Origin of the sequence: Rhodoferax koreense (genome assembly GCF_001955695.1) — a bacterium.
GTDB lineage: Bacteria > Pseudomonadota > Gammaproteobacteria > Burkholderiales > Burkholderiaceae_C > Rhodoferax_B > Rhodoferax_B koreensis.
The window spans coordinates 5,328,738-5,344,079 of the sequence record NZ_CP019236.1 but is presented as its reverse complement, the minus strand read 5'-3'; the positions used below and the strand labels follow the sequence as shown (position 1 = coordinate 5,344,079).

The window sequence follows — 15,342 nt, the reverse complement described above, 5'->3', positions numbered from 1 at the left end:
GGCGCGTGGCGTCCGAATGTGCTTCGACAGGCTCAGCACGAACGGATTTCCCAGGGGGTGCGTTCTAGAAATCCACTAGGCTCAGACCGAAGGACAGCACCGTGCGCTTGCGGTTGTAGTCGATCAGGCTGTCCCCATAACCCGTGAACAGCTGGGTGTGGAAGCGCAGCTGGCTGCGCTTGCTGTCGGCATTGCCGAGCGCCTGTAGCCACTCCAGCCGCAGGGAGCCGCGGTTGGGTGAACGCAACGTGCTGCGCAGCGTGGCGATGAAGGTGTTGTCCTTGTCGTAGTTCCAGGCACCCATGAATTCGCCCCGGCCGATGTAGTCGACCATGTCGGGGTTGTCGTCGTTGCCGTCGCTTTCCTTGATGCGCTGCCACAGCCTGGCCTGGAAACGGAACTTGTTGTCCTTCTCCATGCCGGCCATCACGTAATAGCGGTTCCAGCTGCGCGACAGCGGCAGGTTCTGGCCGTTGGACTGGTGCACCAGGCCCAGGCCCGAATACCGCAGGCGCCAGCCGCCCGGCAGTTGCGCGTCGGTCGGGTAGACGTAGATGACTTCGGGTTCGTGGTCGGTGGCGCGGAAAGGCCGCGACAGCGCGGGGCTGAAGAGCTGCCAGTACGACTGCTGCGTGTAGCCGAACCAGATCGAGTCCGACAATGTCGGATGCCCGCGCGTGAGCAGCCCCTGCGCGACCTTGGTGCGCACCGACAGCTGGATGCGCGCCTCCTGCTTGCGGTAGTCGATGGCTGTGGCCGCGGTATGGCCGGCCGCAGGCGAGCTCGGCTGGTCGTTCACGGTGTCGGAGGTCACGAAGGACAGGCTGATCGGCCGGTAGCCGCGAATGCCGAAGGTGCCGCAATCCGAGCCGCTCTCGAGTTCCCAGAAGCGCGACAGATCGGAGTATTGCGAATCGCGGCAGCCCTGTTCCTCGGCCACTTCGATCACGCGGGTGGCCGGCAGGTTGGCGTTGACCGGCGGCGGTTCGACGGGCTTGGCATCGGCGAGTGCGGCCGCCGACACCGCCGGCACCGTGCCGGCCGGTGCAGGGCTGGCGGCCACGGGGCTGGCGGCGGCCTTCTGCTGCTTGGCCCAGAGGTCGAAGCAGGCCAGGCGCGCTTCCTTGTCGCCAGCCATGCCGGTGCAGATCTCCCAGGTGCCGTTGGCGGCGGAAACGGAAGTCTGTGCCAGGGCGGTGCTGCCCACCGTGGCACCGGCCAGGCCGGCGCCGATCAGCGCCGAGGCCAGCAGGGCGCGCCGGGGCAGGGGGCGGCTCACTGCCAGCCGCCCTGTTTGCGCAGCGTGAAGCTGCGGGCCGCATTGGATGAGGTGTCGCTTGCTTTGGTCCATGTTCCCTTGATTTCCTTGCCGCACGAGGCGTCTGTCATTCGGCCGATCCAGGTGGCGCCGATGCGCTGCCCGTCGGATGATTCCTCGAGGGTGAAGTCCCCCTCGTCCACGTCGCCGGCCACCTGCGCGCGTTCCGCGCCCGCGGGGCCCTTGCGTTCGAGCGTGCCGCTCACACTGCCCGCGAGTTCGGGGTGCCGGCCCAGGCGGATGGTGACCGGCCCGGCCTCGCCGTCCACCTGCGCGAGCCAGGTGCCGTACAGGTGTTGCGGGACGATGTCGGCCGGCGCCGGGCAGGCGGCTGGCACGCCCTGCGCGGCCGCGCCGGCACCGAGGCAGGCGGCGAGCAGCGGGATGGCTAGGCGCAGGCGGATCTCGGTCATGTGAGCGCGTTGCTCGCCGCGGCCGCGGCGGCGTTGTCCTGCGACTTCTTTGCGAATTCGGCCCGCAGCGCGCGCAGCTTTTCGCGCGGGTCTTCCTTGGCCGTGGCCGCGTCCAGCGCCATCTCCTTGATGAAGCGGCTGGGCTGCGCGGTCACCATCTCGCGGCCCTTCTTCTTCTTGCGCGTCCAGCTCACGGCCAGGCTGCGCTGCGCGCGGGTGATGCCGACATACATCAGCCGCCGCTCTTCCTGCAGGCGCTGGGTGATGTCGTCGCTCACCACCTGCTGGCGGCCTTCGTCGTCGTCGAGCTTGAACGGCAGCATGCCTTCGGTCACGCCGGCCAGGATCACGTGCGGCCACTCCAGTCCCTTGGACGCGTGCAGCGTGGACAGCGTGACCACGTCGGCGTCCTTCTCCTTCTGGTTGATGCTGGACAGCAGGGCGATGGTCTGGGCCACTTCCAGCAGGCTCTTGGTTTCGCGGATGGTGGTCGTGCCCGAATCCTCGTCGGTCTGCCCACCGGCGCGTGCGGCCATCCAGTCGCAAAATTCCAGCACATTGGTCCAGCGCGCGGCAGCCACCTTCTCGCTGTCCTCGCCGTCGTACAGGTGTTTCTCGTAGTCGATGTCCTTCAGCCACTGCAGCATGAAGGCCAGCGAATCCTCGGCGCCAATGGTGCGGCGCGCCTGGTATTCGAGGTCGGTGACGTAGCGGCCGAACTCGTGCAGGCCGTCCATGGCCTTGGCCGGCAGCAGGCTGGCCAGCGATGCCGAAAACAGCGACTCGAACAGCGAGAGCTTGTACTGCGTGGCGAACTCGCCGAGCTTGCCCAGCGTGGTGTGGCCGATGCCTCGCTTGGGCGTGGTGATGCAGCGCAGGAAGGCCGGGTCGTCGTCGTTGTTGATCCACAGCCGGAACCAGGCACACAGGTCCTTGATCTCGGCGCGGTCAAAGAAGCCGGTGCCGCCCGACACCTTGTACGGGATCGCCGCCTTGCGCAGTGCCTTCTCGAAAGGCTTGGCCTGGTGGTTGGCGCGGTACAGGATGGCGAAGTGGCGGAACTCCTGGTGCTGCGAATTCACGCGCAGGCCCTGGATGCGCGCCACGGCGCGTTCGGCCTCGTGTTCCTCGTTGTCGGCATCGACCACGCGCACCGGCTCGCCTTCGCCGAGTTCGCTGAACAGCGTCTTCGGGTAGAGCTTCGGGTTCGGCCCGATCACGTTGTTGGCCGCGCGCAGGATGGCGCTGGTGGAGCGGTAGTTCTGCTCGAGCTTGATCACCTTGAGCTGCGGAAAGTCGATCGGCAGCTTCTTCAGGTTGTCGAGCGTGGCGCCGCGCCAGCCGTAGATGGACTGGTCGTCGTCGCCCACGGCGGTGAAGCGCGCGCGTTCGCCCACCAGGTGCTTCAGCACCTCGTACTGCGTGGCGTTGGTGTCCTGGTATTCGTCGACCAGCACGTGGCCGAGCACGTCCTGCCACTTGCTGCGCACTTCTTCATGGTCGCGCAGCAGGCGCAGCGGCAGGCTGATCAGGTCGTCGAAATCCACGCTCTGGTAGGCGGTGAGCCGTTCCTCGTAGCGCGACATGATCACGGCCGTGATGCGCTCGTTGTCGTCCGCCGCCTGGGCCAGCGCCTGCTCGGCGTTCAGGCCCATGTTCTTCCACTTGCTGATGGTCCACTGCCAGGTGCGTGCGGTGGCGATATCGCTGCTGCCGCCGGCATCCTTCAGGATGCCGGTCACGTCATCCGCGTCGAGGATGCTGAACTGCGGCTTCAGGCCCACGCGGTGGCCGTCTTCGCGCACCATGCGCACACCCAGCGCGTGGAAGGTGCAGATCACCACATCCTTGGCCTCGCGGCCGATCAGCGCCTTGGCCCGCTCGCGCATTTCCGTCGCGGCCTTGTTGGTGAAGGTGATGGCGGCGATCTTCTTCGGCGGCATGCCGGTCTGGATCAGCCGGCCGATCTTGTGCGTGATCACGCGCGTCTTGCCCGAACCCGCGCCCGCCAGCACCAGGCAGGGCCCGTGCAGGTAGTTCACAGCTTCCTGCTGCGCGACGTTCATTCCGGCGGACATGGTGTGGGGGGATGCTCTGGACAAAGCGTTGGATGATACAGATCAGCTTTGCCGCGACGTGAAATCGTGCCCGGCCCTGCGGTAAAAAAATGGCGCAGGAGCACGGCCAATATGCGGAGAGTGCTATGAAAAATCTAGCGTTCTCGCGGTTTGGCGAAGCCACCCTCGGCCCAGGCCACGGCGCTCGCGCGGTTGAGCTTGAACGACGGCGCCACGCGGACTTCGGCAAGGGTCTGGCCATCGTCGTCCTGCGCGCTCAGGGTGGCGGATGGGTTGTCGTCATCGGGCTCGATGTCCAGGTTGACGGTGATGCGGCGCGTGCCGGCCGTCACGGCGATGCTCTGGTGCAGCGCGGCATGCAACTGCTGCTCGTGCCGGCGCACGAATTCGTTGGCCGTCTTCACCAGGGTGCTGAAGGCCGGGCCATCGAGTGGCTTGGGGTTCTTCTTGTCGCGGCCCATGGTCCAGGGGCCGACGAGGGCCGGCTCGGGCTCGCCGTCCTTGACCATCGCCACGGCCCAGCCGTCGTCGTCTTCGTTCTTGATGACCTGCGCGGTCCAGCCGTCGCCGGTCCACAGGCGCGGTTCCTGGATTCTTTCGGGGGTGTTTTCGGGTTCGGTAGGCATCCTGGATTTTAAGGTCTCGCCCCTTGTTCCACCGGCTTCACCTGCGCCTGCGTTGCCGCCTGTTTCAATTCGCGCGCCATCGCCGTGGCCAGCGTGAGCCGGCGCAGCAGCCAGGGCGTGAGGTCGGCGGCCAGCAGCGGATCGGGCCGCGGCTGGAACGGCTGGCCGGCGATCGGCGGTGCGTCGGCGGGCTGGGCGGCAGCAGGTTTGGCCGCCTTCGCCGCGCTGGCCTCGGCCAGTTCGTCGCCGATCTGCTTCGAAGCCGCCTGCAGCGCGGGCAGCGCCACGTCCATGTTCAGCTGCGCACGCCGCAGCAGCAGCATCGACTTGACGGCCGTGAGTTGCGCCAGCAACTGGTAGCTGCGTGCCTGTACGGCTTCGAGCGGCGCCAGCGGTGGGCGCACCTGGCTCGGTTCGGCCAGGCTGCGCTGCGTGGCCAGCGTGAGGGCCGACAGGCTGTCGTAGGCTTCGCGCCGCGCCAGGCGCCAGGGCAGGTCGGACGTTTCGGTCGGTGAGCCCAGGGCCATGGCCAGTTTGGCGTGTTGGCTCTGCGCCTGCATGCTGCGTCGCACCAGGGCGGGCAGCTGGTTGCGCTCCCAGGCCGGCAGCACATAGCTGAACAGCCAGGCCAGCAGTGCGCCGAGCAGCGTGTCGGCCAGCCGTTCGCCGATGGCAAACGTGGGCGACACGCCCACCAGCAGCAGGTGCGCCTGCAGCAGCCCGCCGAGCGTGGCGAAGATGCTGGTCAGCAGGTAGCGCCGCAGCGCGAACGCATGCGCCAGGCCCATGCCGAGCGCCACGGTGAGGAACAGGGTGCGTGCGCTGGGGTGCGTGGCCAGCACGGCCATCACCAGCACACAGCCGAGCAGGGTGCCGGCCACGCGCTGGTTGCGCCGCTGCACCGTCTGCGCGAGGTTGCCGCGCATCACCACCACGATGGTGGTGAGGATCCAGTATTTGTGCCCCGCCCAGGGCAGGTGCAGCGACACGGCGTAGCCCACGGCCACCGCGAGCGTGGCGCGCAGGGCGTAGCGCAGCGTGGGCGCGCGCCAGCTCAACTGGCCCAGCAGCGGCGCGAAGGCCCAGCGCGTCGGGCTCACGAACAACTGCCACTGCGTGCGCACGGCCGCGAGCTCGGGCGTGGCCTCATTGCGCGCCAGCGCCGCCATGCGCACGGCTTCGTCGTTGATGTGGCCGATGCGGTCAGCCATGTTGTGCAGCAGCGCCACCGCATCGGGTGCGCCGGTGGCCAGCGGTTCGGGCTCGATGCGGGTTTCGGGCGCACGCGGCGGCAACACGCCGGCCAGCGTGCTGCGCAGATCGGCGAACGGCACAATCGTGTGCGGGCTGCGGCCGAGCAGCAGGTTCAGGCTCAGCCGCTCGAGCTGGGCGGCCGTCATGTTCAGCACCTTCTGCAACGCGGGCAGCGTGGCCGTGCTGCCGTCGTGTTCGAGCAGGGTGTCCAGGTCGAGGTCGCAGGCGAGCTGGTGGTCGCGCGCTTCCAGCAGGCTCAGCAGCATGGCCGCGAGCCGCGTGCGCGCCGGCGTGGTGGGCGACTCGAGCACCACGTCGCGCGTGTTCTGCAGGTGGTCGGCAAAGGTGGCCTGCTGGTCGAGCATGGTGGCCAACAGCGCCTGCGGGTCGGCATTCGGCGCGAACCGCCGCGCCTGGGTGCGCAGGATCTGCGCGAAGCTGTGGATGCACTCGGCCAGCAACTGCGCCCGGAAGCGCGCGTTCAGCACATGCGTGGTGGCCACGCCCCAGGCCAGGTACAGCGCCGCGCCGAGCGCGAACCAGCCGCCGTGCTCGGCAATGGCCTCGAGCGACGGCGGCGTGGGTGCGGCCATCGAGAACAGCATCGAGAAGATGACGGAGAACGTGAGCGGCCCGCCGCGCTTGCCCCAGGCCATCAGCATCACCGCCAGGAACGTGCCCGCCACCAGCACCACGCCGAGCAACAGCTCTTCTTCGCGGACCAGTTGCACCAGCATGAACATCGGCGTGCCGAACAGCGGCGCCGGCAGCATCTGCATGATCTTGCGCCTGCGCGGCGCGGGCACGTCGGGCAGGCTGGTGATCAGCACGCCCACGGCCGCGCTTGACGCGCCTGCGAGCCCGGCCGATTCGTAGACCAGCAGCATGATCAGCACCAGGCCGAGCGTCACGCTCAGGCCGTTGGTCACGTACTGGGAGAGGGCGACTCGGACGAAGCGGTCTCCGGCGGCGAGCGCGCGGTCGATCAGTGAGGCCGGTGCGACGGGAGCGAGGGGCTTGTCAATGGTGTTTTTTGTGGAGGGCATGCCATCAGGGCGCGGTGCCGTCTCCGACTCTGGGCTGGGGCGACACGGCATGGGGAACAGTCATGGCGGGCAATTTAGCAGAAGCCGGCCCGCGCCGACCCCTGGCGTCCATCCGCCGGGCGGCCGCAGCCTGGCATCGGGGCCCTGGCCTGGCCGGGCGGTTCTATTTTCGTGACTCGAGTGTGTGGGACAGGTCCATGCGATCGACGTCTTCAATGGACATGATGGGTGCATACATCAGGTCGGCCGGGTCGCTGGAGCGTCGCCAGCCCAGCCGCATCTCGCCCACGATGCGCATCAGCATTTTCGCGACACGGTTGGCGACCTCTTTCGCGGAAGCCTGGGAGCCATCCAGGTTGTATTGGAGACGCGCCACGGACAGCACCGAGGCGTTGGTCATCGGGCTGTGCATCGAGTACAGGAACCGGAGGTTGCGCGCCCGCGCATTGATGTCGCGGTTCGTCAGCACGATGGAGTAAGTGCGGGGCGAGGCCTCCCGCAGCATCTTGGCTGCCCTGGCACCCAGGGGGAGGTAGTCTTCCGCTGCATATTGATTCGTGCCTGGAAAAGGCGCCAGTTCGCCGGCGGGGGTCCACAGCGTGGCCTTGATCCAGAGGCCGGTCTGTTGCGTGAGTGCGCTGGCGATGGCGCCGGCTGCCTGTTCGGCGATGTCATCCGTGGGGATGACATAGAAGTGCACGGCATCGACGGGGCTGGCCAGCGGGAGGGGCTGATTCTGGGCGAAAGCGGCGCTCGGCAGGGCAAGGACGAGCAAGTGGCGGCGTTGCATTTTCTGGGAGGTTCCATCGGTGGGAAGGAGGCCGTTGGCGGCGAGTGAAAGTGACGTCTTCCGGATCGGCTTCACGGCCAAGCCAAGCGGATGCGCTGCTTTCACTATAGTGCGCCCCGTGGGGCATCCGATGTCAGGATGAGTTGATTTCCGGTGCATCTGCACGGCTGCGGTGTGCAGGCCGCACAGCAAGCACGGTTTCGCGCTTGCCATCAGAATGTGCCTCCTGCCGGACCATCGGAACTCAACTTTCAATCCACCATGACCAAGCTCTCCGACTTCCCCATCACCACCAAGTGGCCCGCCGCCCATCCCGAGCAGATCCAGCTCTACTCCCTGCCCACGCCCAACGGCGTGAAGGTGTCGATCATGCTGGAGGAGTGCGGCCTGCCCTATGAGCCGCACCTGGTCAGCTTCGAGAAGAACGACCAGATGTCGCCCGAGTTCATCTCGCTGAGCGCGAACAACAAGATCCCCGCAATCCTCGATCCGAACGGGCCGGGCAGCGAGCCGCTGGCGCTGTTCGAGTCCGGCGCGATCCTGATCTACCTGGCCGAGAAGGCCGGCAAGTTCATGCCGGTGGACGCGGCCGGGCGCTACGAGACCATCCAGTGGGTGATGTTCCAGATGGGCGGCATCGGGCCGATGTTCGGCCAGCTCGGTTTCTTTCACCGCTTCGCCGGCAAGGACATCGAGGACAAGCGCCCGCGCGACCGTTACGTGGCTGAAACCAAGCGCCTGCTCGGCGTGCTCGACCGGCGCCTCCAGGGCCGCAGTTGGGTGATGGGCGAGGCCTACACCATTGCCGACATCGCGATCTTCCCGTGGGTGCGCAACCTGGTCGGCTTCTACGAGGCGCGCGATCTGGTCGGCTTCGACGACTTCCCCGAAGTGGCGCGTGCGCTCGACGCCTTCGTGGCGCGGCCCGCGGTGGTGCGCGGGCTCTCCATTCCGAAGCGGGATTGAGCGGCTGATGGCCAAGGGACGCCATACCGGCGCCGCCCCAGGAAACGCATGCACCGCAGACATTGCCTGAGACTGGCCGGTCGCGCCGCGCTGCTGGCTGGCGGCTGGGTTTGCGCGATCGGCGCCCAGGCCCAGCCACGCTACACGGTTTCCCCGGCGCAGCTGCAAGCCGCCGTGGCCGAAAAGTTTCCACTGCGCTACCCCGTGGCCGGCCTGTTCGACCTGGCGCTGCAGGCCCCACGGCTGAAGCTGCTGCCGGCCGTGAACCGCATCAATGCCGACATGCCCGTCGAGGCGGCGGGCGAGGCGCTGCGGCGCCGCTACAGCGGCAACTTCGACCTCGATTTCGCGCTGCGTTACGAGGCCAGCGACAAGACCTTGCGCGCCTACCAGATCCAGGTGAATGCGCTGCGGTTCCCGGGCCTGCGGCCCGAAGTATCCGAAATGCTCAACGCCTACGCGCCAGTGCTCGCCGCCCAGGCGCTGCGCGAAGTCGTGCTGCACCAGTTCACGGCCAAGGACCTGGCCATGGCCGACACGATGGGGCTGGAGCCGGCCGAGATCACCGTGACCGCGCAAGGCCTGGTGATCGGGTTCAGGAACAAGTAGTCCCAACAACGACGCCCCGTCTGCACGGCACAATCGGCGGCCACCGATCCCGGTGGGATGCATCCATCACCACAAGGAGACACGCAATGACCTCGCCCCGCCGCGCCTTCCTCGCCGCGACTGCGGCCGCCGCCCTGATGCTCGGTCTGGCCGCGCCCGCGCATGCCACCTGGCCCGACAAGCCGATCAAGCTCGTCGTGCCGTTTCCGCCGGGCCAGGCCACCGACATCTTCGCGCGCGCCCTCGCCGAGCAACTCACGCACCGGCTCGGCCAGAGCGTGATCGTGGACAACAAGGCCGGCGCGGGCAGCAACATCGGCAGCGAGTTCGTGGTCCGCGCCGCGCCCGACGGCTACACCCTGCTGGTGGCCGGCAGCGCCATGGCGGTGAACCAGACGCTGTACAAGAAGGTCGGCTTCGACCCGACCAGGGACCTGGTCGGCATCTCGCTGATCGCCAAGGTGCCGCTGATCTTCCTGGCCACGCCGGCTTCCGGCATCACCTCGATCAAGGACCTGGTGGCCAAAGCGCGCGCCGCGCCTGGTGCGCTGAACTATGCGAGTGCCGGCATCGGCGGCACGCAGCATCTTTCGGGTGAAATGCTCAAGGCCCGCGCGCATGTGTTCATCACCCACATTCCCTACCGCGGCAGCGGCCCGGCGCAGGCCGACTTTCTCGGCGGCCAGGTGCCGCTGATGGTGGATTCGGTGACGGCCGCCCTGCCGCACATCCAGGCCAAGCGCGCCGTGCCGCTGGCCGTGACCTCGGCCACGCGGTCCTCGCAGTTGCCCGACGTACCGACGGTGCGCGAGAGTGGCCTGCCCGAGTTCAAGGACTTCGAGGCCGTGGGCTGGCTCGGCCTGATGGCGCCCAAGGGCACGCCGCCCGACATCCTGCAGCGGCTGAACAAGGAGGTCGTGGAGTTGCTGAGCACCGATCCGCTGGCCAAGTTCATCCGTGACCGCGGCTCCGAGCCGTCGCCGGGCACCGGGCCCGAGTTCGATCGGTTCATCGCCAGCGAGATCCAGCAGTGGGGCGCGGCGGTGAAGGCTTCGGGGGCTTCGGCGGAGTAAGCAGATTTCGCCCGGGTAAACTGGTCCTTCGACAGGCTCAGGGCGAACGGGGCGCTTGAAGTCAACGTGAGGGGGATTGCTCAGCCCTCTACGGCCCGCCGCAGGGCGGCCCTGGCCAGCAGGCGTGTCGAATCGAGCGTCGGCAGCGGCGAATTGGCGTCGCTCAGGATCAGCGGGATCTCCGTGCAGCCCAGCACCACGGCATCGCAGCCCTCGGCTTCGCGCATGCGCGCGATGACCTGCTGGAAGTAGGCCACACCCTCGGGCCGGGTCACGCCCAGCACGAGTTCGTCCATGATGATGCGGCTGATCTCGTCGCGCTCCGCGGGCGCAGGCCGCACGCAGTCGATCCCGCGCGCCGCCAGTTTCTCGGGATAGACCTCGCTGTCGACGAGCCAGCGCGTGCCCGTCAGCGCCAGCCGGCGCAGGCCGCGCCGCTCGGCCTCGCCGGCCACCACCTCGGCGATGTGCAGCCAGGGCAGCGGCGAACGCGGCAGCACGTAGTCCATCGCCTGGTGGATGGTGTTGTCGGGGCAGATCACGAAGTCGGCGCCCACCTGCGCCAGCTTGAACACGCTGGACAACATCAGTTCGCCCACGCCTTCGATGTCGCCGCGTTCCAGGCAGGCCACATAGTCGGCCAGCGAATGGGTATGCATCGCCACCTCGGGATGGGCATGCGGGCCGAGCCACTGGGCGCCTTCGGTGCAGATGGTGCGGTAGCAGAGCGCTGCGCCTTCGGCGGAGCAGCCGACGATGCCGATGTGTTGGGCCATGGCTGAGCAGATTCGTGGTGGGATGCGAATTATCGGCAAGGCCGCGGTTTCTCGCTGGCGACGGCCGGCCGCGCCAGGCGCGCAGCTCGGTCTTCGCCAATGGGCAAGGCTTCGAATGCCCCTGCGTGGGCGGCCCCGGCCTGACCAAGGGTACCCTCAGGGCCTATGGACAGCGCCGCTTCAACGCCAAAGCATGACGGGTCCGCCGCCGCGCGCGACGACAGAGACGTCCTGCGGATGGCCTCGGCCCTGTTCCTGGCCGGTTTCGCGACCTTCTCGCTGATCTACTGCGTCCAGCCCCTGCTGCCGGAGTTCGCCACCGAGTTCGGCGTCTCGCCGGCCACCAGTTCGCTGGCCTTGTCGCTGACGACCGCCTGCCTGGCCTTCTCCATCGTGTGTGCCGGCATGGTGTCGCAGGCCTGGGGCCGGCGCGGCCTGATGTTCGTGTCGATGGGCGGCGCCGCGCTGCTGAACCTGGCCGCTTCGTTCGCGCCCCACTGGCCCGTGCTGCTGGTGGCACGGGCGCTCGAAGGCCTGGTGCTGGGTGGCGTGCCCGCGGTGGCGATGGCCTATCTGGCCGAAGAGGTGCCGCATGGCAAGCTGGGCAAGGTCATGGGCCTGTACATCGGCGGCACGGCCTTCGGCGGCATGATCGGCCGGGTGGCCATCGGCGGCCTGACCGAATTCCTGTCCTGGCGCGCGGCGATGGGCACCCTGTCGGTGGTGGCCGGCCTGTCGGCCCTGGCGTTCATCCTGCTGCTGCCGCCATCGCGAAACTTCCAGCGCCAGCCCGGATTCAACCTGCGCTTCCACCTCGAGGCCTGGAAGGCGCATCTGCGCGACGCCGGGCTGCGGCGCTTCTTCCTGGTCGGATTCCTCAGCATGGGGGCCTTCGTGACCGTCTACAACTACGCGGGCTTCCGGCTGGTGGCCGAGCCGTTCAGGCTGGGCCAGACGCAGATCGGGCTGATCTTCCTGGCCTATGTGTTCGGCATCTTCGCCTCGTCGGCCGCGGGCGCCATGGTGGACAGGCTGGGCCGCTCGAGGGTCATCACCTGCGGCGCGCTGGCCACGATGGCCGGGCTCGTGCTCACGCTGTCGTCCACGCTGCCGGCCATCATCGCCGGCATCTGCGTGCTGACCACCGGCTTTTTCATCGTGCATTCGGTGGCCAGCGGCGCCGTCGGCCGGCTGGCCAACGGCAACAAGGGTCACGCGTCTTCGCTGTACCTGCTGTCGTATTACGCGGGGGCGAGCCTGATGGGCTCGGTGGGTGGCGCGGTGTGGCATGTGGGGCAGTGGGCTGCCGTCGTGGCGTATGCGGGCATGCTGACGCTGGGTGTGCTGTGCATCGCCTGCAGTCGCCCGATGTCCCTGCGGGTCGAGAAGCCGTAGCGTTCAGCGTGCCGCGCCGCCCGCGATGCCGTCCAGCACGGCCATCAGTGCCTGCGGCAGCACCAGTTCGGCCGCCGCCAGGTTTTCCCGCAGGTGGGCCACCGAAGACGTGCCGGGGATCAGCAGGATGTTGGGCGCGCGCTGCAGCAGCCAGGCCAGGGCCACCTGCATCGGCGTTGCACCCAGCGCCTTGGCCACGTCGGACAGCGCGGTCGACTGCAGCGGCGTGAAGCCGCCGAGCGGGAAGAACGGCACGTAGGCAATGCCGGCCGCGTCGAGCTCGTCGATCAGCCGGTCGTCGCCGCGGTGCGCGAGGTTGTACTGGTTCTGTACGCAGACGATCTCCACCATGCTGCGCCCCTGGGCGATCTGCTTGGGCGTGACATTGCTCAGGCCGATGTGGCGCACCAGGCCCCGGCGCTGCAGCTCGGCAAGCGCCGTGAGCGGCGCCTCGATCGAACCCTCGGCCGGCCCGTGCACGTCGAACATGATGCGCAGGTTCACCACGTCGAGCACGTCCAGCCCGAGGTTGCGCAAGTTGTCGTGCACGGCGGCTTGCAAATCTTCGGCCGAGAACGCAGGCTGCCATGAGGCGTCCGCGCCACGCCGTGCGCCGATCTTGGTGACGATGGTCAGGTCGTCGCGGTACGGGTGCAGCGCCTCGCGGATCAACTGGTTGGTGATGTGCGGGCCGTAGAAGTCGCTGGTGTCGATGTGGTTCACGCCGCTGGCCACGGCCTCGCGCAGCACGGCCAACGCGGCTTGTGTGTCCTTCGGTGGGCCGAACACGCCCGGACCGGCGAGTTGCATGGCACCGTAGCCGAGGCGATTCACGCGACGGCCGGCGAAGGTGAAGCTTGCAGCGTGCGTCGTTTTCGAATGCGTCATGGAAGTCCTTTATGGGGTGGATGAAAGGACTGTATTGACTTCGAATAGACGAATAAACTAGCGATATTGGAAATAACTGTTCTCGATTAAAGGAATAGTGGCCGGGGAAATAAGGGGGAACCGAGATGAGCATCGACCGTTTCAGGGCCATGGAGGTGTTCAGCCGCGTGGTCGAGCTCGGCAGTTTCTCGGGCGCGGCGGCAGCGCTGCACCTGCCCAAGGGCCGGGTGACGACCATCGTGCAGGAACTCGAAGCCCACCTCGGCGTGCGGCTGCTGCACCGCACGACGCGTCGCATCGGCCTCACCGACGACGGCGCGGTCTACCACCAGCGAGCCATGGCCATGGTGCAGGAGGTGCTGGAGGTGGAAGGCAGCCTGCGCCGCGCCGTGGCCGCGCCCGTGGGCCGGCTGCGCGTCGACGTGCCGGCCTATGTGGGGCGGCACATCATCGCACCGGCGCTGCCGCAGTTCTTCGCGCGCTATCCCGACATGCAACTCGAGCTCGGCAGCACCGACCGCCCCGTGGACCTGATCGCCGAAGGGGTGGACTGCGTGGTGCGTGGGGGCCCGGTGCATGACGAAACCCTGGTTGCGCGGCCCTTGCTGCATTGGCCGCAGGCCACCTGCGCCGCTCCGTCGTACCTCGCGCGTCACGGCACGCCGCGGACGCTGGAAGACCTGGCGCAGCATCGCTTCGTGAACTTCCATTCGGCCAAGACCGGGCGCATCTTCGCGTTCGAGTTTTCGAAGGATGGCGAGCGGCACGAGATCCATCGCCCGCACTGGGTGTCGTGCAACGACGCCGACAGCGCCATCGAGGCCGTGCTGGCCGGCATGGGCCTGGCGCAGCTGCCGCGCACACGCTGGCTCAGCGAATGCCTGGCTGATGGACGGCTCGTGCCCGTGTTGCAAGGTTGGTCGGCGGGCCACCTCCCATTGATGGTGCTGTACCCGCGCAACCGCCATCTCACGGCCAAGGTGCGGGTGTTCGCCGACTGGGTGGCGGAAGTGTTCGAGGCCGAGGTCGCCGCGACATTGCCGGCCCCGGTCGTTCAGACGCCTGCCACCGGCACCAGCCCGGTGGACCACAGTGCCGGGCTCTCGAGCGCGCCGCGCATCAGTTCGACGAAGCGGCGCAGCTTGGCCGGATAGAACTGCGCATACGGGTAGATCACATAGACCGGCAGCGGTTCGCCATGCCACGCCGGCGCCAGGCGCACCAACCGGCCCTGGGCCACGTCGTCGGCCACGGCCCAACTCGACGCCAGACACGCGCCCAGTCCGAGCAGTGCGGCGCTGCGCAGCGCGAACAGGCTGTCGGTACTGAGCCGAGGCTGCAGGCTCAGGCTGTGCTCGCGGCCGTCGTCGTGCGCCAGCCGCACCTCGTTGCGGTAGAAGGTACGCAAGGCCAGCCAGGGCAGGCCGGCCAGTTCGGCGGGATGCTGGGGGACGGCAGCCATGGCCGCGCCTTCCAGCACCGACGGCGCGGCCACCACGGTGCGCGGCACCTCGGCGATCTTCACGGCCACCACCGATGGGTCTTCCACGCTGCCGACGTGGATCGCGCAGTCGATGCCGCTGGCAATGAAGTTCGGCGTGCCGTCGTGCAGCAGCCATTCCACGGCCACGCGCGGATGCCGGCGCAGGTAGTCGGCCAGCGGCGCCACCAGCTGCTGCTGGCCGAAGGCGTGCGGCACGACCACGCGCAGCAGGCCCTCGGGCACGTCGCTGGCGCCGCGCAGGTCGGCTTCGAAAGCATCCCAGTCGGCGATCAGCAGCTTGGCGCGCTCGAAACAGCGGGCGCCGTCTTCCGTCAGGTTCATGCCGTGCGTCGAGCGCTGCAGCAGGCGCAAGCCCAGCATGCGCTCCAGCGCCTGCAGCCGCCGGCTCACGGTGGGTTGGGTGGCGCCCATCTGCGCCGCAGCGGCCGACAGGCTGCCGGCCTCCACGATGCGCACGAAGGTCTGCATCAACTCGATGCGGTCGGGGGCGGTGTTTTTGGCGCTGTTTTTTGCTGTGGTCATGCGTCAAGCGTATAGCAATTGTGCTTATCGACCGTCTTCACGCGCACCGTGCAGAGGCAGACACTCGCAGCATCCGTCAATCAA

The 15,342-nt window shown here is 68.0% G+C and carries 14 protein-coding genes; 5 read left to right on the top strand and 9 right to left on the bottom strand.

Translation table 11 applies throughout. The annotated features are described in order from the left end of the window. Window positions 1–64 precede the first annotated feature (64 nt). The 6 genes from RD110_RS24720 to RD110_RS24695 all read right to left on the bottom strand — a co-directional run bounded on the left by RD110_RS24720 (window position 65) and on the right by RD110_RS24695 (window position 7,738). Complete coding sequence (locus tag RD110_RS24720) at window positions 65–1,351, bottom strand: phospholipase A (RefSeq protein ID WP_083686559.1); 1,287 nt, start codon at window positions 1,349–1,351, stop codon at window positions 65–67. After that, window positions 1,276–1,731, bottom strand: coding sequence for a hypothetical protein (locus RD110_RS24715; protein ID WP_076203124.1), 456 nt, complete (start codon window positions 1,729–1,731; stop codon window positions 1,276–1,278). The genes RD110_RS24720 and RD110_RS24715 overlap by 76 nt, the downstream gene beginning before the upstream one ends. After that, entirely contained in the window at window positions 1,728–3,809 is a 2,082-nt protein-coding gene (locus RD110_RS24710; RefSeq protein WP_076203121.1) for an ATP-dependent helicase, read from the bottom strand. The genes RD110_RS24715 and RD110_RS24710 overlap by 4 nt, the downstream gene beginning before the upstream one ends. Before the next feature lie 134 nt (window positions 3,810–3,943). Then, on the bottom strand, window positions 3,944–4,435 hold the full coding sequence (locus tag RD110_RS24705) for a hypothetical protein (RefSeq protein ID WP_076203105.1): 492 nt from the start codon (window positions 4,433–4,435) through the stop codon (window positions 3,944–3,946). A gap of 8 nt (window positions 4,436–4,443) precedes the next feature. Next, on the bottom strand, window positions 4,444–6,735 hold the full coding sequence (locus RD110_RS24700) for an FUSC family protein (RefSeq protein ID WP_083686557.1): 2,292 nt from the start codon (window positions 6,733–6,735) through the stop codon (window positions 4,444–4,446). A 163-nt stretch (window positions 6,736–6,898) separates the two neighbouring features. Next, on the bottom strand, window positions 6,899–7,738 hold the full coding sequence (locus RD110_RS24695) for a hypothetical protein (protein WP_157900318.1): 840 nt from the start codon (window positions 7,736–7,738) through the stop codon (window positions 6,899–6,901). A 48-nt stretch (window positions 7,739–7,786) separates the two neighbouring features. On the opposite strand from RD110_RS24695, the gene RD110_RS24690 reads away from it, so the two are divergent. The 3 genes from RD110_RS24690 (at window position 7,787) to RD110_RS24680 (ending at window position 10,173) form a co-directional block, all read left to right on the top strand. Beyond that, complete coding sequence (locus RD110_RS24690) at window positions 7,787–8,491, top strand: glutathione binding-like protein (RefSeq protein WP_076203100.1); 705 nt, start codon at window positions 7,787–7,789, stop codon at window positions 8,489–8,491. Window positions 8,492–8,539: 48 nt separating this feature from the next. Next, window positions 8,540–9,100 (top strand): DUF1439 domain-containing protein, encoded by a 561-nt coding sequence (locus RD110_RS24685; RefSeq protein WP_076203097.1) that lies wholly within the window; start codon window positions 8,540–8,542, stop codon window positions 9,098–9,100. Window positions 9,101–9,186: 86 nt separating this feature from the next. Then, window positions 9,187–10,173, top strand: coding sequence for a Bug family tripartite tricarboxylate transporter substrate binding protein (locus RD110_RS24680; RefSeq protein ID WP_083686556.1), 987 nt, complete (start codon window positions 9,187–9,189; stop codon window positions 10,171–10,173). A gap of 80 nt (window positions 10,174–10,253) precedes the next feature. On the opposite strand, the gene RD110_RS24675 is transcribed toward RD110_RS24680, so the two are convergent. After that, on the bottom strand, window positions 10,254–10,949 hold the full coding sequence (locus RD110_RS24675; RefSeq protein ID WP_076203095.1) for an aspartate/glutamate racemase family protein: 696 nt from the start codon (window positions 10,947–10,949) through the stop codon (window positions 10,254–10,256). Between the two features lie 237 nt (window positions 10,950–11,186). On the opposite strand from RD110_RS24675, the gene RD110_RS24670 reads away from it, so the two are divergent. After that, window positions 11,187–12,344, top strand: a complete 1,158-nt coding sequence (locus RD110_RS24670) for an MFS transporter (protein WP_239467115.1) — start codon at window positions 11,187–11,189, stop codon at window positions 12,342–12,344. Window positions 12,345–12,347: 3 nt separating this feature from the next. Here RD110_RS24670 and RD110_RS24665 read toward each other — a convergent pair whose 3' ends face one another. After that, window positions 12,348–13,232 (bottom strand): aldo/keto reductase family oxidoreductase, encoded by an 885-nt coding sequence (locus RD110_RS24665; protein ID WP_076203089.1) that lies wholly within the window; start codon window positions 13,230–13,232, stop codon window positions 12,348–12,350. Window positions 13,233–13,357: 125 nt separating this feature from the next. On the opposite strand from RD110_RS24665, the gene RD110_RS24660 reads away from it, so the two are divergent. Continuing rightward, complete coding sequence (locus RD110_RS24660) at window positions 13,358–14,386, top strand: LysR family transcriptional regulator (protein WP_083686554.1); 1,029 nt, start codon at window positions 13,358–13,360, stop codon at window positions 14,384–14,386. Here the strand turns inward: RD110_RS24660 and RD110_RS24655 are convergent. Then, window positions 14,287–15,258: a LysR family transcriptional regulator gene (locus RD110_RS24655; protein ID WP_076203087.1), complete on the bottom strand. Its 972-nt coding sequence runs from the start codon at window positions 15,256–15,258 to the stop codon at window positions 14,287–14,289. The two genes, RD110_RS24660 and RD110_RS24655, sit on opposite strands and share 100 nt — an antisense overlap. Between the last annotated feature and the right edge of the window lie 84 nt (window positions 15,259–15,342).